Source organism: Ruegeria sp. CJ2 (assembly GCF_056536745.1).
The window spans coordinates 55195-72827 of the sequence record NZ_JBQFQF010000009.1 but is presented as its reverse complement, the minus strand read 5'-3'; the positions used below and the strand labels follow the sequence as shown (position 1 = coordinate 72827).

Annotated in this window: 15 protein-coding genes; 7 read left to right on the top strand and 8 right to left on the bottom strand. The window is 60.9% G+C overall.

Annotated elements, in window-relative coordinates:
• The first annotated feature begins 79 nt into the window (after nucleotides 1-79).
• On the top strand, nucleotides 80-622 hold the full coding sequence (locus ACR0MS_RS14050) for an NADPH-dependent FMN reductase (RefSeq protein WP_480574312.1): 543 nt from the start codon (nucleotides 80-82) through the stop codon (nucleotides 620-622).
• Between the two features lie 49 nt (nucleotides 623-671).
• Nucleotides 672-1472: an HTD2 family dehydratase gene (locus tag ACR0MS_RS14045; RefSeq protein WP_480574309.1), complete on the top strand. Its 801-nt coding sequence runs from the start codon at nucleotides 672-674 to the stop codon at nucleotides 1470-1472.
• On the opposite strand, the gene ACR0MS_RS14040 is transcribed toward ACR0MS_RS14045, so the two are convergent.
• Complete coding sequence (locus tag ACR0MS_RS14040; protein ID WP_480574306.1) at nucleotides 1464-2498, bottom strand: NAD(P)/FAD-dependent oxidoreductase; 1035 nt, start codon at nucleotides 2496-2498, stop codon at nucleotides 1464-1466. The genes ACR0MS_RS14045 and ACR0MS_RS14040 overlap by 9 nt on opposite strands.
• Before the next feature lie 55 nt (nucleotides 2499-2553).
• On the opposite strand from ACR0MS_RS14040, the gene mnmC2 reads away from it, so the two are divergent.
• On the top strand, nucleotides 2554-3219 hold the full coding sequence (gene mnmC2, locus ACR0MS_RS14035; RefSeq protein WP_480574303.1) for a tRNA (5-methylaminomethyl-2-thiouridine)(34)-methyltransferase MnmC2: 666 nt from the start codon (nucleotides 2554-2556) through the stop codon (nucleotides 3217-3219).
• Nucleotides 3216-4085, top strand: coding sequence for a DMT family transporter (locus tag ACR0MS_RS14030; RefSeq protein WP_170485739.1), 870 nt, complete (start codon nucleotides 3216-3218; stop codon nucleotides 4083-4085). The genes mnmC2 and ACR0MS_RS14030 overlap by 4 nt, the downstream gene beginning before the upstream one ends.
• Here ACR0MS_RS14030 and ACR0MS_RS14025 read toward each other — a convergent pair.
• Nucleotides 4059-6023, bottom strand: a complete 1965-nt coding sequence (locus tag ACR0MS_RS14025) for a lytic transglycosylase domain-containing protein (RefSeq protein ID WP_480574300.1) — start codon at nucleotides 6021-6023, stop codon at nucleotides 4059-4061. The two genes, ACR0MS_RS14030 and ACR0MS_RS14025, sit on opposite strands and share 27 nt — an antisense overlap.
• A gap of 133 nt (nucleotides 6024-6156) precedes the next feature.
• Between ACR0MS_RS14025 and dapA the strand changes: the two genes are divergently transcribed.
• A complete protein-coding gene (dapA, locus tag ACR0MS_RS14020) occupies nucleotides 6157-7029 on the top strand; it encodes a 4-hydroxy-tetrahydrodipicolinate synthase (RefSeq protein WP_480574298.1) in 873 nt (290 codons plus the stop codon).
• A gap of 98 nt (nucleotides 7030-7127) precedes the next feature.
• Here the strand turns inward: dapA and ACR0MS_RS14015 are convergent, their stop codons facing one another.
• The 6 genes from ACR0MS_RS14015 to pdxR all read right to left on the bottom strand — a co-directional run bounded on the left by ACR0MS_RS14015 (nucleotide 7128) and on the right by pdxR (nucleotide 16142).
• A complete protein-coding gene (locus tag ACR0MS_RS14015; RefSeq protein WP_480574295.1) occupies nucleotides 7128-8000 on the bottom strand; it encodes a dimethyl sulfoxide reductase anchor subunit family protein in 873 nt (290 codons plus the stop codon).
• Entirely contained in the window at nucleotides 8000-8749 is a 750-nt protein-coding gene (locus ACR0MS_RS14010; RefSeq protein ID WP_480574292.1) for a 4Fe-4S dicluster domain-containing protein, read from the bottom strand. The genes ACR0MS_RS14015 and ACR0MS_RS14010 overlap by 1 nt, the downstream gene beginning before the upstream one ends.
• Before the next feature lie 91 nt (nucleotides 8750-8840).
• Nucleotides 8841-11654, bottom strand: coding sequence for a molybdopterin oxidoreductase family protein (locus ACR0MS_RS14005; protein ID WP_480574289.1), 2814 nt, complete (start codon nucleotides 11652-11654; stop codon nucleotides 8841-8843).
• A gap of 90 nt (nucleotides 11655-11744) precedes the next feature.
• A complete protein-coding gene (gene pta, locus ACR0MS_RS14000) occupies nucleotides 11745-12758 on the bottom strand; it encodes a phosphate acetyltransferase (protein ID WP_480574286.1) in 1014 nt (337 codons plus the stop codon).
• 5 nt (nucleotides 12759-12763) lie between these two features.
• Nucleotides 12764-14542, bottom strand: a complete 1779-nt coding sequence (gene xsc, locus ACR0MS_RS13995) for a sulfoacetaldehyde acetyltransferase (RefSeq protein WP_480574284.1) — start codon at nucleotides 14540-14542, stop codon at nucleotides 12764-12766.
• A 139-nt stretch (nucleotides 14543-14681) separates the two neighbouring features.
• Nucleotides 14682-16142, bottom strand: coding sequence for a MocR-like pyridoxine biosynthesis transcription factor PdxR (gene pdxR / locus ACR0MS_RS13990; protein WP_480574281.1), 1461 nt, complete (start codon nucleotides 16140-16142; stop codon nucleotides 14682-14684).
• Nucleotides 16143-16267: 125 nt separating this feature from the next.
• On the opposite strand from pdxR, the gene ACR0MS_RS13985 reads away from it, so the two are divergent.
• Together ACR0MS_RS13985 and ACR0MS_RS13980 are read left to right on the top strand one after the other, a co-directional pair.
• Complete coding sequence (locus ACR0MS_RS13985) at nucleotides 16268-16576, top strand: ArsR/SmtB family transcription factor (protein ID WP_480574278.1); 309 nt, start codon at nucleotides 16268-16270, stop codon at nucleotides 16574-16576.
• Nucleotides 16569-17600: a permease gene (locus tag ACR0MS_RS13980; protein ID WP_480574275.1), complete on the top strand. Its 1032-nt coding sequence runs from the start codon at nucleotides 16569-16571 to the stop codon at nucleotides 17598-17600. The genes ACR0MS_RS13985 and ACR0MS_RS13980 overlap by 8 nt, the downstream gene beginning before the upstream one ends.
• Nucleotides 17601-17633 lie beyond the last annotated feature (33 nt).

Genomic DNA, 17633 nt, shown 5'->3' with positions numbered 1-17633 from the left:
CATTGACTGCGCGTCATGGGGGCTTTGGCGCGCAGATGTGTCGCGCTAACTAGTGAAGACACCATCACGGAGCCCTACCATGTCTGAACCGATCCTGCTTGGCCTGTCCGGGTCGCTGCGCCAGAGCGCAACCAACCGTAAGCTGCTGCGCGAAGCCGCGCGGCTGTTTGATCCGGGGACATATGTCGAGGCAGACCTGAACCTGCCGCTTTATGACGGTGATCTGGAGGATGGCGAAGGTATCCCCGAGCCGGTGCAACTGCTGGCGGACCAGATCGCGCAGGCGCATGCCGTGATCATCTCGACCCCGGAATACAACAAGGGTCCGTCTGGTGTGTTGAAGAACGCGCTGGATTGGGTGAGCCGAACCAAGGGCAAACCGTGGGCCGACAAACCCGTTGCCGTGATGTCCGCCGCCGCAGGTCGCGCAGGCGGTGAGCGGGCCCAAATGGTGCTGCGCGGCTATATGGTGCCGTTCCAGCCGCGTATTCTGCAGGGGCCGGAAATTCATCTGGCCAGCAGTTCCAGTGAATTTGATGAGCAAGGGAAGCTGACCAGCGAAAGATATGAAAGCGTACTGCAAACTCTGATGCAGAAGCTGCGCGCCGAGGCTGGTTTCTGATCGTCGCGGGCCGCTTGTCGGTGAACCTTCGTCTGTCTAGGGTTTTGCCATGACGGAGGAAAAACAGACAGATGTTCTGGACCCGACCCGTGCCGCTGCGTTTCAGATCGCGCTGGGGCAGGGCGGGACCATCGGGGTTGGCACACCCCTGCCTGCCTTTTTCCACCAGCTTTATTTCTGGACGCCGCAGCCACCGGACCGTCTTGGACGGGACGGTCATCCAAAGGTTGGCGGGGGCCTGATCCCTGACATGGGCTTGCCACGCCGGATGTGGGCGGGTGGACGGTTGGAGTTTCATGCGCCGCTTGTTGCAGGTCAGGCAGCCGAACAGCGTTCGGTTCGGGAAAATCTTGTGTCCAAAACAGGACGAACCGGGCCGCTGGCCTTTGTCACGCTTCGCCACGAGATTTGGCAGGATGAAACGCATTGTCTGACCGAATGGCAGGACCTCGTTTATCGCAATGATCCATCTGACACGGAACCGCGCCCCGTGCCGTCGGTCGCACGGACCGATGAGACCGATCGGCGCGAGGTATCTTTCGACTCGACTTTGTTGTTTCGATACTCGGCGCTGACGTTCAACGGTCACCGTATCCACTATGATCTGGACTATGCGCGTCAGGTCGAAGGGTATGACGGTCTGGTCGTGCATGGGCCGCTGCTGGCCCAGTTGTTGATGCTGTTCGCCGAGGATGTGATGGGTCCGCTTGCACGGTTTTCGTTCCGCGCGACATCGCCGTTGATGCATACCGAAACCGCGACCTTGTGCCGGAACGGTCAGAGCATGTGGGTACGCGGCCCCGACGGGCGGCAATGTATGATTGCCGATGCCGCCGCGCGGTCACAGTGATGCTTCGGGCCGGAATTCGTCTGGGATCGTATCGCGGTCGTCCAGTATCAGATCGGCCATGACTGCGGCCACCTTCGGGGCCATTCCAAAGCCGATTTTGAACCCACCATTGGCGATGAACTGCCCCTTGTGCAAAGGATGCGCGCCCAGCATCGGGGCCCGGCTTTTGCTGCGGGGACGAACCCCGGCCCAGCGTTCGATCACCTCGGCCCCGTGCAGAACAGGGACCGCGCGCATGGCGCGCTCCAACACATCCGCAAGCGCGGCATCAGTGCTGGTCGGATCGTCATACTCCCGCTCGGAGGTTGAGCCGATGGCCAGCGTGCCATCCGCATGCGGCACGATATGGACCGTATCGGCAAAGAGCTGAGGAACCTCTCCGGCGTCGAACCGCAACAATGCGGCCTGTCCTTTGACGCCATTGCCGACGACTTTCCCAAATGCGTCGTTGAGTTCCTGCAGCCCGGCCAACCCGGTGGCGTGAACGACGTGCCCCTTGTCTGGCGCGTCGGTCACCACATCAACACCCATAACGGCCAGCGCCGATACCAGCGCGGCACAGGCGCGCCGTGGGTGCATCCGGGCACTAAGCGTGTCGTGAATCACGTACCCGGTTGGGCTGGGTGGGCACCACGATCCAAGTGTTGCGGTCTCAACGACACGCCAATCCGCCTTGCCCTGCCACAGTTCAGCCGCCGTATCCGCACGGGCGTAAGCCAGCTCCAGGGTTCTGGCGTCGGGAATGGGTTGCAGCCGACCCAGCCGTGCGTAACCCGCTGACACCCCGCCAGTTTCCTCGACTTGTGTCCAGAAAGGTTCGGCCATGATCAGGCTGTCGAACTGAAAGGCTTTTTTCGCGTTCCAGTTCTCGGGGACATGGGGGGCAAGGGCACCGACCAGCCCGCCGCTTGATCCCGCGCCCGCGCCGAAAAGATCAACGACCTGAACTTTTGCACCGCGTCGGGCGCAGGTCCAGGCGATGGACAGGCCAAAGATACCCGCGCCGCGTACCGTCACATCGACCATTGCCAAACCCCTTTTCCTTGTTCAGTGTCGCGCCGCTTAGCTACAGGATTCCCCGATGGCAGACCAGCGCGCCGAACTGACTTGGACCGACGATCAAATACCTGTTTCAGACCGGTTCGACGATCCTTATTACTCGTTACAGAACGGGCTGGCTGAGACGCGCCATGTCTTTCTTGACGGCAACGACCTGCCTGCGCGTTTCGCACCGGGATTTCATATTGCCGAACTTGGGTTTGGCACCGGCCTGAATATGCTGACGGTGTGGTCAGAGTGGGAGAAGTCCGGGCAAACGACACCACTGAGCTTTACCAGTTTCGAAGCCTACCCAATGGACCCTGCGGATATGTCCCGCGCGCTGGAGGCTTTCCCCGAAATCGCCCCCTGGAGCACGCGTTTTCTGCAGCACTGGCGCGGAGGATCGTGCAATCTGGGTACGCTGCGACTTGAGGTTATCGAAGGGGACGCGCGCGAGACCCTGCCCAAATGGAACACGTCCGCGGATGCGTGGTTTCTGGACGGGTTCTCTCCGGCCAAGAACCCAGAGCTGTGGGGGGCTGAGCTGATGCAGCATGTGGCTGATCATACGGCCCCCGGCGGCTCTGCCGCAACCTACACGGCTGCTGGTTTCGTTCGCCGCGGATTGGAGGAGGCGGGTTTTTCTGTCACCCGCGCGCCGGGATATGGCCGCAAACGCCACATGACGCGGGCGGTCAGATCATGACGCAGCAGAACAATACGCGCGCGGGGATCGCCCTGATGATCGCGGCAACTGTTGTGTTTGCGTTGCAGGACGGCATGTCCCGCCACCTTGCCGGAACCTACAACACCTACATGGTCGTCATGATCCGGTACTGGTTCTTTGCCGCGTTTGTTGTGGCACTGGCCCTGCGCGCTCCGGGTGGTATCGGGGTGACGGCGCGGACCAGCCAACTGGGATGGCAGATATTGCGCGGTGTCCTGCTTGCCGGCGAGATTTGCGTGGCCGTTTATGCCTTTACCGTTCTGGGCCTGATCGAAAGTCAGGCCGTGTTCATCTGCTATCCGCTTCTGATTGCGGCGCTCAGCGGTCCGGTACTGGGCGAAAAGGTAGGCTGGCGGCGGTGGATGGCGATTGGCGTTGGCTGCATGGGTGTTCTGATTATCCTCCAACCCGGTATGGGCGTGTTCAATCCGTTGGCCGTAATCCCCCTGATCTCGGCCCTGATGTTTGCCGTCTACGGGTTGCTGACCCGGTATGTCGCCCGGCAGGACAGCACCGCAACCAGCTTTTTCTGGACCGGTATCGCCGGAGCGGTCGCCATGACTGCGGTCGGCATGTGGTTCTGGGAGCCGATGGAAAGCCGCGATTGGTTCTGGATGGGGTTGCTGTGCCTCAGCGGGGTGCTGGGGCATTGGCTGCTGATCAAATGCTATGAAATGGCGGAAGCCAGCGCCGTGCAACCCTTCGCCTATTTCCATCTGATGTGGAGCGCAATTCTGGGTATCTCGGTATTTGGCGAAACCCTACGGCCCGCCGTCGTCATTGGCGCCGGGCTGGTCATCGCTGCTGGTCTGTTCACCCTATGGCGCGAACGCCGCCAAGGTTGAACCTATCAACTCCTGCGAAAACGGGATCGGCAGGGCCGGTTGGCCCAGACGGGCGCGGTAGACCGGCAGGCTTTCGGCGACGCGCATCACGTAATTGCGGGTCTCGCTGAACGGGATCGTCTCGATCCAGTCGACAACGTCGATCTCACCTGCGCGCGGGTCACCATACCGCCCCATCCACGAGATCGGTCTGCGCGGTCCGGCGTTATATCCGGCGGCCATCATCACGACGTTGCCGTTGAAATCCGCCGCCAGTCCAGACAGGTAATTCGCCCCCAGCTTGGCATTGTATTGCCAGTCCGACGTCAGCTTGCCCGTTTTATGACCGCTGAGAATGCCCATGTTCTTGGCAACAAGCTGCGCGGTCGCAGGCATGACCTGCATCAACCCTCGGGCGCCTGCACCACTGATGACAACCGGATCGAACTCGCTTTCGCGCCGGGCAATGGCCAACGTCATTTCTTTCGCCATCGGCAGGCCCAGATCGGCCACCGGGTGCACCGGGTAATAGGCAGCAGGAAGGACAACACCGGTTTTGGCCGCGCGCTTGGCAATCATCACCGCCAGATGCGGCTCTTTCAGTTCGATCACCAGATCGCCCAACTGGGTTGCCTCAACCGAGTCCAGATCCTCCACCAAATGTGTCAGGAACCGCTCAGACAGGTTTGCTTCGCCAGCTTGCAACAGCAGCAACCCCGCCTCCAGCACGCTGGATTCGGCGAATTCGGCCTGTTTCCAATGCGGCGCGCGTCTTGGATTTGCCAATTCACCGTCGAAGGGGCGGCCAATCTGCTCGGCCGCCAGCAAACCGTAGAAAGAGGTCTGATGGTCCGCGCCCATCGCATAGGCTTCGTAGGCCTTTTCCGCATTGCCCTGTGCTGCGTGAGCCCGCCCAAGCCAATACCCGCCCCGCCCTTTCGAGATAGGCGACTGAACGGCGTCCGAGAAATTCTGGAAATGACGCACGGCGGTCGCCGGGTCGTTCAGCTTGCGCAGGGCAAGGAAGCCTGACAGCCATTCAAGATCGGCATATCCATAGCCCATTTCTGGTGTCATGTGGTGGTTGGCCGCGATTTCATAGGCACGGTTGGCATCGCCGCCGCGCATCTCCAGCCGCGCCAGCCGACGGCGGCCTTCGGCCCATTTGTCCGGTTCGCCCAAAGACTCGGGACCAGTGGACCGCGCCAGCATCAGGTCAATGGCGCTGTCATCCAGTTCCTTTCTGTCCCGCCAGACAAACCGGTCAAATGCCAGCCCCGGAGAGTCTGCCAGTGACTTGGGAACGGCGGCAACCTTACCATCTACACCGGGCAGACGCTTTTGCAGGGCGATCCGGGCTTCGGCCAGTTTACGATGATCAGACCCGACCAAAGGCAGCATCTGCCCCGCGCTGACAAGGTGGTTGTCCCACAGCATCCGATCCAGCCGGGCCTCATGGTGGGGTTTGAGGAGCTTGCCGAAGTTTTCAAGGTAATCCTTCTGCAGACCTTTGCCCATCGGCATGGTCCGCCACGCCGCAACAATATCCGCCTCGGCATCCCCCGGACGCCCCTTGGACTTGAGTGCCACGGCATAGTTCAAGGCACCTTCCGCCGTCTGCGGCGGTATTTCGGCATAGAATTTCAAGACACGGTCAGGATCCGCTCCGGTAAATGCCGGTTCGCTTTTGCGGCGCAGCCATGTCAAACCGGGCCAGTCCGGGCGACGTTCCAGAAAGACCAATACATCACCGGAACTGCCAAAACCTTCGCGCAGCCAATGCCAGACGATTATGTCACGCGATACGGACCCCCGGGCACCGGCTTCGCGCAAAGCGGCGTTCCAGTCGCCCTTGCGCATTTCATCCAGCCCGGCGCGCAGATCGCTCGCTGCGTCGGCATGCGCCTGCCCGAATGATCCCAGAATCATTGCCATCAATAGCGTCAGAACGCGTGTCATGCCTTGCATTTCCTAACCAACCAAGGATAGAGCCATTCAGGATAAACCTTGCGCCGCCGGGATCAACTCACATCGCGCAGATTGTGATCGCTGGCGGCACAATAATTGCCAACTGCACTCTGAGGAGCGTGTCATGTTCAAAGGCTCGATGCCAGCCCTGGTTACCCCGTTCACTAACGGCGAGTTGGACCTGGATATGCTCAAACGGTTGGTCGAATGGCAGATTCAGGAAGGGTCGACGGGCTTGGTTCCTGTCGGCACCACCGGAGAAAGCCCCACCCTCAGCCACGAAGAACACGAAACCGTCGTCGCAGAGGTCGTGAAGGCCTCGGCCGGACGCGTGCCCGTGATCGCGGGTGCAGGATCGAACAATACGGTCGAGGCTATCCGCTTCGTGCGATTCGCACAGAAAGTTGGTGCCGATGCCGCGCTGGTCGTGACCCCCTATTACAACAAGCCGACGCAAAAAGGGTTGATCACGCATTTCCGCGCGCTGCATGACTGCGCCGATATTCCGATCATCATCTACAACATACCGGGCCGCTCGGTCGTCGACATGACGCCTGAAACGATGGGAGAGCTGGCGCAGTTGCCGCGCATTGTTGGGGTCAAAGACGCCACCGGTGATCTGGTGCGTGTCAGCCAGCAGCGCGCCACCTGCGGCGCAGATTTCTGTCAATTGTCGGGCGAGGACGCAACCGCGCTGGGCTTCAATGCGCATGGGGGCGTGGGCTGCATATCAGTAACAGCAAACGTGGCACCTAAGCTCTGCGCCGAATTCCAGCAGGCGACCCTTGAAGGTGATTATGCCAAAGCGCTGGAATACCAGGACCGGTTAATGCCTTTGCACGAGGCGATCTTTATTGAACCGGGTCTAGTGGGCGCAAAATACGCCCTCAGTAAACTTGGCCTCTGCAGTACCGAGGTCCGTTCGCCGCTGACAGAACTGGAAGACGGCACCAAATCCGCGATTGATGCGGCAATGGCCCACGCCGGTCTCGTATAGCTCGGCTGACCCTTGGTGGGGTCCGCCTTTCATCTGGCTGAAAATATCCCGGGGGATGAATTGGTCTGAAAGACCAAGAAGGGGGCTGGCCCCCTTCCTTACCGTTTGCCGTAATACAATCCGACCACGTGCTCGGCCTGCGCGAAAAACAACCAGCGTGACACGGCCACGCCCGTCAGATGCGAGAGCACCGCAAGCAGCGCGAAAAAGTGGTTGAACGGCAGAAACAGTAAAACAACTGGGGCGAAGAACGCCAGCAGAAACGAAATGATCCTCAGTTTCTCAGTATGCTTGCGCCCCACGACGTGCACGAACTCCCGCAATAGATAGTTCGTCCCCGTGTGAGGTGGTTCAAAAGCCCGAACTGCCCCACGCGACCCCAGACCCGTAGCAGTGCCTAGGTTGGTTCCTGACTGCGCGAACGCCTTGTCGCTCTGCCACCAATACAACGCTTGAATAGTCGCGGCGATCAGCAACAAAGGAACGGCCAACCCGGTTTGACCTGCAAGCAGTGCGCCCCCAGCCAGGCTGAAACTCAGGAACAGTGCCGGCGTCAACTTCATGTTCCAGCGCGGGATGGTCTTGAGTTGGGTATAGATCATGGACGTCGTAAAAACAGTCGCCAGCGAAAACACGGACCCGATAAGCCCGAGCACGCTCCACCGTTGTCCCAGAAAGACGGCTCCGAGCGCGTAAAGACCCATGACGATCAGTGCGATAACTGCGCACCATCCTTCGCGGCTAAGCCAACTGGACCTCCATTGCGTGAACGCCTTCCAAGCACGTTCCGGGTGCCCAAGGTGGAAGGTCGAGGCCATCAGCCCGCCAACAGACAGACCATAGGCGATCACAAAGAAAGCGAACGCAACCCAACCGGTGACGTCCGGCATCCCAAGGCCCAGAAAGAAGAGAAGACCAAATCCCAGACCGGACAGGGTGGTGAAGATGATGACGGAAGGGGCTGGATGCATCAGAGCTTCTCCAGAGCTTTGTCGAGCCAGCCGATAAAGCCCTTGGGTTCTTCAGCGACCGGGGCCAGCAGCGGTGCCAGAATGTCAATCTGGTCTTCCACCTGGTCCTTGGGGCGCGGTGGCAGGTATTTGTTCACAGGCTTGGTGCCCATCTCGGGCATCAGGTCCATGCCTTCTCGCTCGGCAACCAATTTGCTGACATCGCTTTCGGGGTCTCCCAGATCGCCGAAATGCCGCGCTCCTGCGGGGCATGTACGCACACAGGAGGGGACACGATCCACCTCGGGCAGGTTTTCATTGTAGATACGGTCCACGCAGAGCGTGCATTTCTTCATCACCCCTTCTGCCAAGTCCATCTCCCGCGCTCCGTAGGGACAGGACCATGCACAGAGTCCGCAACCAATGCAGTCGCTTTCATTGACCAGCACAATGCCATCCTCGACCCGCTTGTAGCTGGCCCCGGTTGGGCAGACGGTGACGCAAGGCGCGTCCTCGCAATGCAGGCAGGATTTTGGAAAGTGGATTAGTTGGGCATGGCCTTCGGCGGGCTGAACCTCGTACGAGTGGACGCGGTTCAGGAACGTGCCTGATGGGTTGGCGCCATAGGCGTCCTGATCGGACAAGGGCGCCCCATAGTTTTCGGTGTTCCAGCCCTTGCACGAGATCACGCAGGCATGGCAGCCGACGCAGGTATCAAGGTCGATGACGAGGCCCATTTTGCGCTCGGTCGTTTGGGGGAGCTGGGTCATGACGGGCGTGCCTCTGTGCGTGTGGTGAGGGTCGGCTGGGGCTCTGCCCCAGACCCCGGGATATTTTTGGCCAGATGAAGCGCGGATCCGGTCATTTGCCAACCTTCCAGGCGAGATCCTTTGGGCCGGTGCCCACAGGGGATTGGATCGGGTCGAATTCAGGTTGGCTTTGCGCGTCGGTCGGAGGGGTGGTCTTTTCGATTTTGACCTTGAGGTCGAACCATGCCGCCTGACCTGTCACCGGGTCCGAGTTGGCCCATCGCATCCCATCACCTTTGGGCGGGAGCAATTCGTGGATCAAGTGGTTGAGGAGGAACCCTTTGGTGGCTTCGGGGGCGTCCTCTTGCAAAGCCCAGGCGCCTTTGCGCTTGCCGATGGCGTTCCATGTCCAAACGGTGTTGTCGTTGAGCGCGGCCATTTCCATGACCGGGACAGTGATCTCGCCGTGGGGCGAGGTGACTTTGGCCCAGTCGCCGTCTTGCAGGTCATGTTCACGCATGAGTTTTGTTGGGACATAGAGCGGGTTGCGGCCGTGGAGTTGTCGTAGCCAGGCGTTCTGAGTGCCCCAGCTGTGATACATCGCCATGGGGCGTTGGGTCAGGGCGTTGACAGTAAACCCGTCGTTGCCCTGCTGGTCGGTTTCGTACCAGATGGGCAGCGGGTCCATTGTATCCTTGAGGCGCTGACGCAGATGCTCGGGGGGCTGGCGGTCACCATGCCCTTCGGCGGCCAGTTGGAATTTGCGCATTGGTTCGGAATAGAGTTGGAACAGGTAGGGCTGCGGGCTGTCATAAATGCCCATGCTGACGGCCCAGTCTTGATAGGCGGTGTTCCACGGTTTGTAGTAATCCGCGCCTTTGGGGATGTGCGCGACGTAGAAACCACCGTTTTCGATGTAGCGGTTCAACTGGTCGGGGTTGACCGCGCCGCGGCCTTCTTTGTCGCCGTCTTCGCCCCGGAACCCGGCCAGAGGGCCGATGCCCGGTTTGCGTTCGTGGTTGACGATGTAGTCGGCATAGTCCTTCCACTTGGCAGTGCCGTCTTCATTGGTGAAACCCGGCAGTTTCATGCGGTTGGCCAGTTCGATTAGCACCGATTGGAACCCGCGCACGTCGCGGTCGGGTTCCACCACCGGCCAGCGGATGGCGTCGGCGGCGGCGTCGGCCTCGCAAATTGGGCGGTCCAGCAGCGAGATACAGTCGTGCCGTTCCAGATAGGTGGTGTCGGGCAGGATCAGGTCGGCATAGGCCACCATTTCCGAGGAATAGGCATCCGAGTAGATGATCTTTGGGATGACGTATTTGCCGTCTTCGGTCTTGGCCGACAGCATCTCCATCACACCCTTGGTGTTCATGGAGGAGTTCCACGACATGTTGGCCATATACATGAACAGCGTGTCGATTTTGTAGGGATCACCGGCGGCGGCGTTCGAGATCACCATATGCATCAGCCCATGCGCTGACATCGGGTTTTCCCAAGTGAACGCTTTGTCGATGCGCTGGGCGTTGCCTTGGTCGTCCAGAAGCAAGTCCTCGGGGCCGCGCGGGAAGCCAAGGTGCGGGCCTTCCAGAGGGCGACCGGGGCGGCGGTCGCCGTGTGGGGTGGGGTGCGCCTCGACCGGTTTGGGGTAGGGCGGTTTGAAGCGGAAGCCGCCGGGAACTTCGACCGTGCCCAGAAGGATTTGCAGTACGTGCAGGGCGCGGCAGGTCTGAAAGCCGTTGGCATGGGCCGAGATTCCGCGCATGGCGTGGAAACTGACCGGTCGGCCCGTCATTTTGGAGTGTTTTTCGCCTCGGAAGTCAGTCCATTCGTGGTCCAGCTCGATCGCTTCGTCGAAAGCGACGCGGGCGATTTCGGCGGCGATGGCGCGGATGCGTTGGGCAGGGATGCCGCAGCGGTCGGCCACGTTTTCGGGGGCGTGCTCGTCGGACAGGTATTTCTCGGCCATCAGGTGAAAGACCGGGCGGTGGGTGACGCCATCTTTGTCATAGGTCGCCGACAAATCCGGACGGACGCCGGGTTTGTCGAAGGCGGTTGGCTCGCCTGTCAGACGGTCAATCACCAGCGGTTTGCCATCGGCATCGCGCAGGAATAGGCCCTGTTCGGGGCCCTCGGCGGCGTTCACCAAGACGGGGGCGTTGGTGTAGCGGCTGAGGTAGTCAAGGTCGATCTTGCCCGCCTTCATCAGCACATGGATCAGCGACAGGATGAAGAGCCCGTCGGTGCCCGGCGTGATCCCGACCCAATCGTCAGCCACCGCGTTATAGCCCGAGCGGATCGGGTTCACCCCGATCACCCGCGCGCCGCGTGCCTTGATCTTGCCGATCCCCATCTTGATAGGGTTGCTGTCATGGTCCTCGGCCACGCCGAACAGCATGAACAGCTTGGTGTGGTCCCAGTCGGGCTGGCCAAACTCCCAGAAGGCACCGCCCATGGTGTAGATGCCACCGGCGGCCATATTGACCGAGCAGAACCCGCCATGGGCCGCATAGTTTGGCGTACCGAAATGCTGCGCCCAGAAACTGGTGAAACTCTGGCTTTGGTCGCGTCCGGTGAAAAAGGCCAGCTTATGCGGGGCGGTCTCGTGCAGCTCGTTCAGCCAGCCGACAGCGGTGCTGATCGCCTCGTCCCACTCGATCTCCCGGAACTCGCCTGAACCGCGCGGCCCCACACGGCGCAGCGGTTTGCGCAGGCGCGAGGGTGCATTGACCTGCATGATCCCCGCGCTGCCCTTGGCGCATAACACGCCCTTGTTGACGGGGTGGTCCCGGTTGCCTTCGATATAGGCGACCTTGCCGTCCTTCATGTGGACGTTGATACCGCAGCGGCAGGCGCACATGTAGCAGGTGGTCTTGCGGACCTCGTCCGAGACCTTTGGTGAGGTGTTGATCACTGGCTGGTTCAAAAAGCGCCCCCCTGTCTGCTTTTGACCCGATCATTCCCACGGATTGCGAAAATTCGGAACAATTTTTTCATTTCTGGGCGACGGGGCAACTTATTTCCCGCCGTCATTATGTTGCGCCTGAACTGCGGTGACCGCGATCATGTGCAGAATGTCCTCGGACGTGCAGCCGCGCGACAGGTCGTTGGCGGGTTTTGCCAAACCTTGCAGAACCGGGCCGATGGCCTCGACCCCGCCGATGCGCTGCGCGATCTTATAGCCAAGGTTTCCGGCATTCAGGCTGGGGAAGACGAAGACATTTGCCTCGCCCTTTAACGGTGAGTCCGTGGCCTTGGTTGCGGCGACTTCGGGGACGAAGGCGGCGTCGAATTGCAGCTCTCCGTCTATCAGCAGGGTTGGGGCCTTGGCGCGCGCGATCTGCGTTGCCTCGACCACTTTCGAGACCTTGGGATGATCTGCGCTGCCCGAGGTGGAAAAGGACAGCATCGCAACGCGCGCTGTATCGCCGGTCAGGGTGGTGTAGGAGTCAGCCGAAGCGCGGGCGATTTCCGCCATTTCCTGCGCGTCGGGGTCCACGACCAGACCGCAATCGGCAAAGATGCGGGCGCCTTTGACCTCGTGATGGTCCTGACAGAACAGCATCAGGAAGAAGCTGGACACCATCGCCGCATCGGGCGCGGTGCCGATGATCTGCAACGCGGCGCGCACGGTGTCCGAGGTGGTCTCGACCGCGCCGCCGACCGTGCCGTCGGCGATGTCCTGTTGCACCAGCATTGCGGCGTAGGTCAGGCGGTTTGTGATCTGCTGGCGCGCCTCATCCAGCGTCAGGCCCTTGTGCTTGCGCCGCTCATACAGCGCCTGCGCAAGGCCGGGCGTCAGGTCAGAGGTGGCCGGGTCGTGAATGTCGATCCGGCCCGGGTCAAATCCCTCGTGCGTGCTGAGAAGGGCCGAAACCTCGGCCCTGTCTCCGATCAGGATGATCCGCGCGACATTCTCTTTCACGGCTTTCACCGCGCCTTCGACAACGCGGGGATCGTCGCCCTCGGACAGGGCGATGATCTTGTCCGACGCGCTTGCCGTCCCGAGAATGGCGCGCAGAGGCTTCACGCGGATTACGCCCCAGCCTGCGGGGTCATGTCATCGGCGCTGACGCCCGCAACGGCCACCGGTTTCTTCATCGCGTCGCGGCGGAAGGGCTCCCCCAGTTCCTGGTTGATCATGGCTTCGATCAGGGTGGTGATGCCGTTCTTCTGATCTTCTATGGCCTGGTTCAGGGCTGCGGTCAGCTCGTCCATGGTGCGGGCCACGACGCCTTTCAGACCACAGGCCTGCGCGATACCGGCGTAGGAGACCTTGGTGTCCAACTCGGTGCCCACGAAATTGTCGTCGAACCACAGGGTCGAGTTCCGTTTCTCCGCCCCCCACTGATAGTTGCGGAACACGATCTGGGTGATCGCGGGCCATTCTTCGCGCCCAATTGCGGTCAACTCGTTCACTGCGATGCCAAAGGCACCATCCCCGGCAAAGCCCACAACCGGCACGTCCGGGCAGCCGATCTTGGCCCCCATGATCGACGGCAGGCCATAGCCGCAGGGCCCGAACAGGCCCGGAGCCAGATATTTGCGGCCATCCTCAAAGGACGGATAAGCGTTGCCGATGGCGCAGTTATTACCGATATCGGACGAGATGATCGCCTCTTTCGGCAGGGCGGACTGGATCGCGCGCCATGCCATGCGGGGGCTCATCCAGTCGGGCTTGGCCGCGCGCGCGCGCTGGTTCCACGTGGTGCCGGGATCGTCGTCTTCGTGATCCATGCTGGAGAGCTGCTGCGCCCAGGCAGATTTCTTCTGCGCGATACGCGACTTGCGCTCGATCCGACCTGCATCGCCGGCGGTGTCACTGAGTTGCTCAAGAATACCGTTGGCCACTTTCGCGGCGTCGCCGATGATGCCGACCGAAACCTTTTTGGTCAGGCCGATCCGGTCAGGGTTGATGTCGACCTGAATGATCTTGGCATTTGCTGGCCAGTATTCCATGCCATAGCCCGGCAGGGTCGAGAACGGGTTCAGGCGGGTGCCTAGGCACAGAACCACATCGGCCTCGCTGATCAACTCCATCCCAGCTTTTGAGCCATTGTAGCCCAGCGGCCCGGCGAACAGCGGGTGGCTGCCGGGGAAAGCGTCATTGTGCTGGTAGCCGACGCAAACAGGCGCATCCAGTCGCTCTGCCAGTGCCTTCGACGCCTCGATCCCGCCTTCGGACAGAACCACGCCTGCGCCGTTCAGGATCACGGGGTTCTTGGCGTTCGACAGCAGGTCCGCCGCCTGCGCCACAGCGCTTTCCCCGCCCGAAGGACGTTCGAATTCCACAATTGCGGGTAGGTCCACGTCGATGACCTGAGTCCACATGTCGCGCGGGATGTTCAACTGTGCGGGCGCGCTGGCGCGTTTGGCCTGCATGATCACGCGGTTCAGAACTTCGCACACGCGGGAGGGGTCGCGGACCTCTTCCTGATAAGCGACCATGTCCTCGAACAGTTTCATCTGCTCGACTTCCTGAAAGCCCCCCTGACCGATGGTCTTGTTCGCCGCCTGCGGCGTGACCAGCAGCAGCGGAGTGTGGTTCCAATAGGCGGTCTTTACGGCGGTAACAAAGTTGGTGATGCCGGGGCCGTTCTGCGCGATCATCATCGACATCTTGCCGGTGGCGCGGGTGTAGCCGTCGGCCATCATCCCGGCGCTGCCTTCGTGGGCGCAGTCCCAGAACATGATCCCCGCCTTGGGAAACAGGTCCGAGATCGGCATCATGGCCGAGCCTATGATCCCGAACGCATGTTCGATCCCGTGCATTTGCAGAACCTTAACAAAGGCCTCTTCCGTGGTCATTTTCATCTGAATGATCTCCGCGCATATGTGGACTGGCCGGGTCTTTTGCCCTGCCTTTACACACGGTTTTGACGGATGGCGCGGGGCGGCGTTAGGGCCAGAATGCGTGGCGGAGTAGGTCCAGTATTTCGCTAGGGTCAGGACCCTAACAGGCGCGGATCGCCTCGGCGATGCGTTTCACGCCGGGTTCAATGCGATCAGGCGCGATCGAGGAATATCCAAGACGGTAGAAATTCTGTGGCTGGTCGAGGCCGGAAAAGAAGGGCGCGCCGGGTTCGATATGAACGCTTTGGCCTTGCAATGTTTGAGCCAGCCGCCCCGTGTCCACATGATCCGGTGCCGACATCCAGATGGATGAGCCGCCCAAAACGCCGCGCCCAGCCACCGTCAGACCGTGCTGTTCGACGGCTGCGTCCAAAGCTGCGCGCCGTTGTGCCAGCGCCTTGGACATCCGCCGGATTTGCGCGTCGTAGTGGCCAAGCGACAGGAAATAGGCCGCGGTGCGCTGGATATGTCCCGGTGGGTGACGCAGGACTAGCGAGCGCAGGGCGCGCGCCTCGCGAATAAAGGGCTCAGACCCGACCATGTAGCCAAGGCGCAGACCGGGAAAGAGCGATTTGGAAAAGCTGCCGACATAGATCACCCGCCCGTCCCGGTCCATCGACTTGAGCGCGGGCGAGGGGGCACCCAGAAAGGCCATCTCGAATTCATAATCATCCTCGACCACCATGGCGTCCAACGCGCGGGCACGCGACAGCAGGGCGGTGCGCCGGTCTACGGGCATGGTGGCGGTAGTCGGGCTTTGGTGGCTGGGAGTGGTGAAAATCACATCGGTCTGCTCGGGCAGCGCCTCGGGCGGTAACCCGTCGCGGTCCACCGCGACCGGGGCCACTTTGCAATCGGAGTGGTTCAGCAGATCGCGCAGGGCATAGTAACACGGGTCTTCGATCACAGCCGTCCGGTTGCGGTTCAATAGAATGCGCGAGGCCAGCCACAGCGCATTCTGCGCGCCCATGGTGATCAGAATCTCTTCGGGGCGGGCGGCAATACCACGGCGGGGTAGGGTGTGGCGGGCGATGAATTCGACCAGCAGCGGATCGTCCTGATCCACGTAATCCCCGGTCAGGGAATCGAAGTCCTTGTGACCCAGCGCCCGCACCGCACACAGCCGCCAGTTGGCGTGATCAAACAGCGACCGGTCGGCCTGACCGTAGATGAACGGATAGCGATAGTCGCGCCAATCGGCGGGTTTGGTCAGGGTGTCCCCGTCCGAGAATTTGCGCGCCAGCGCCGTGGTCCAATCCACCGTCTCGTCCCCGCGCGGAGTGGGGGTGTATTTCGGCGGCACCGGCGCGTTTTCCGACACATAGTACCCCGACCGGCCCTTGGCGGTCAGGTAGTCATTGGCCAGCAGTTCCGTATAGGCCAGCGTCACCGTAATCCGGCTGACGCCCAGATGAGCGGCCAGTTTGCGGGACGAGGGCAGTTTCTCACCCACATGAAAACGACCCGACAGGATGCCCTCGGCAATCATTTGCTGGATCTGCGCCTGCAGCGTGCCTTGACCGTTGAGTTCAAGAAAGAAGGTGTCGACCGAGATGCCCATGCAGGTCTTATAGGGTGGACTTATGCTGGCGGCAATCTGGACTTACAAGGATTTGACCATTTGCGTTGACAATGAAATGCGACTCACCTAAATAACTAGAAATCTAGTTTAATGGAGATTGCGATATGTGGGAAACCGCCGCAGCAGGATTTTCCGCAATGGGGTCCGAGGCCCGGTTGAAGGTTCTGAAAACGCTGGTCCGGGCAGGTGAAGCCGGACTGACCGTCGGAGAAATTCAGGAACGCACCGGAATCGCACCGTCCACGCTGGCTCATCACCTACGGTTTCTGGCGGCCGGAGGCGTAGTGCAGCAGGAAAAGATCGGCCGAACCACGATCAACCGCGCCAGCTATGACGAACTGCGCGCCCTGGCGCAGTTCATTCTGTCGGAGTGTTGCGCGGACGAGGTGGGAAAGGCTGCGAACGATGGTTGAACTGACACAGAACCCGAAGATTACAGGAAAAGCCGCGCTGGACGTGATCAAAACACCATGGGCTGTGATCGTCGCGATCTTGATTGCCGTGGCGGTTTTGGACCCCGGAAACTGGGCAGAGGTTGTCACTTTCGCAGGCAAGGCCCTTGCCCATACCGGGCAATATATCCTGTTTGCCGTCCTGCTTCTGTCTTACCTCAAGGCAACAGGCGCCGAGGTCATGGTCGCCCGCGCCTTTGAGGGGCGCGAGACACGGATGATTTTCCTCGCTGCTCTGTTCGGAGGGTTGGCACCGTTTTGTTCTTGCGAGGTGATCCCCTTCATCGCCGGACTGCTGGCGCTGGGCGCGCCCTTGTCGGCGGTAATGGCGTTCTGGCTCAGTTCCCCTCTGATCGACCCGCCCACCTTGCTGATCACCGCAGGTGCGTTGGGCTGGCCGTTTGCGATCGGTAAAGCCGTGGCCGCCGTCGCTTTGGGGCTATTCGGTGGTTTCGTCGTGCGCGGTCTGATGCGCAGCGGCGCATTTGCGCAGCCGTTGCGGGAATACAAGCCAGCCGGTTGCTGTGGATGCGGCCCAAAGCAGGATGACAAACCGGTCTGGAGGTTCTGGCAAGAGCCCGAGCGTCGCCAGCGCTTTCGCACCGAGTTCGCTCATAACGGCCTGTTCCTGCTGAAGTGGCTGGCTCTGGCCTATGTGCTCGAGGCGCTGCTGGTCAGCTATGTGCCCGCCGATCTGATCGCCCGCGTGGTTGGCGGTGAGGGTGTCTTGCCCATCGTCATCGCGGCTTTGGTCGGGATGCCTGCTTACCTGAACTCATATGTTGCACCGCCGCTGTTGGCCGGTCTGACCGAACAAGGGATGAGTGTCGGTGCCGCCATGTCCTTCATGGTCGCAGGTGCGGTCAGTTCGATCCCGGCCATGGCAGCCGTCTGGTCGCTGGTTAAACCGAAGGTATTTGCGACCTATCTGGGGCTGGGCATAACCGGAGCCATTGTCGCAGGGATTCTATTCCAGATGGTCTAATGCGATTTGGCTCTCAAGCTGAACCCCAACCGC

Coding starts and splice junctions, on each gene's coding strand:
- ACR0MS_RS14025 (WP_480574300.1), bottom strand. CDS start 6,023: ATGACACGCGTTCTGACGCTATTGATGGCAATGATTCTGGGATCATTC.
- dapA (WP_480574298.1), top strand. CDS start 6,157: ATGTTCAAAGGCTCGATGCCAGCCCTGGTTACCCCGTTCACTAACGGC.
- ACR0MS_RS14040 (WP_480574306.1), bottom strand. CDS start 2,498: ATGGTCGATGTGACGGTACGCGGCGCGGGTATCTTTGGCCTGTCCATC.
- ACR0MS_RS14010 (WP_480574292.1), bottom strand. CDS start 8,749: ATGACCCAGCTCCCCCAAACGACCGAGCGCAAAATGGGCCTCGTCATC.
- mnmC2 (WP_480574303.1), top strand. CDS start 2,554: ATGGCAGACCAGCGCGCCGAACTGACTTGGACCGACGATCAAATACCT.
- ACR0MS_RS13980 (WP_480574275.1), top strand. CDS start 16,569: ATGGTTGAACTGACACAGAACCCGAAGATTACAGGAAAAGCCGCGCTG.
- ACR0MS_RS14030 (WP_170485739.1), top strand. CDS start 3,216: ATGACGCAGCAGAACAATACGCGCGCGGGGATCGCCCTGATGATCGCG.
- pdxR (WP_480574281.1), bottom strand. CDS start 16,142: ATGGGCATCTCGGTCGACACCTTCTTTCTTGAACTCAACGGTCAAGGC.
- ACR0MS_RS14045 (WP_480574309.1), top strand. CDS start 672: ATGACGGAGGAAAAACAGACAGATGTTCTGGACCCGACCCGTGCCGCT.
- ACR0MS_RS14015 (WP_480574295.1), bottom strand. CDS start 8,000: ATGCATCCAGCCCCTTCCGTCATCATCTTCACCACCCTGTCCGGTCTG.
- ACR0MS_RS14050 (WP_480574312.1), top strand. CDS start 80: ATGTCTGAACCGATCCTGCTTGGCCTGTCCGGGTCGCTGCGCCAGAGC.
- xsc (WP_480574284.1), bottom strand. CDS start 14,542: ATGAAAATGACCACGGAAGAGGCCTTTGTTAAGGTTCTGCAAATGCAC.
- ACR0MS_RS13985 (WP_480574278.1), top strand. CDS start 16,268: ATGTGGGAAACCGCCGCAGCAGGATTTTCCGCAATGGGGTCCGAGGCC.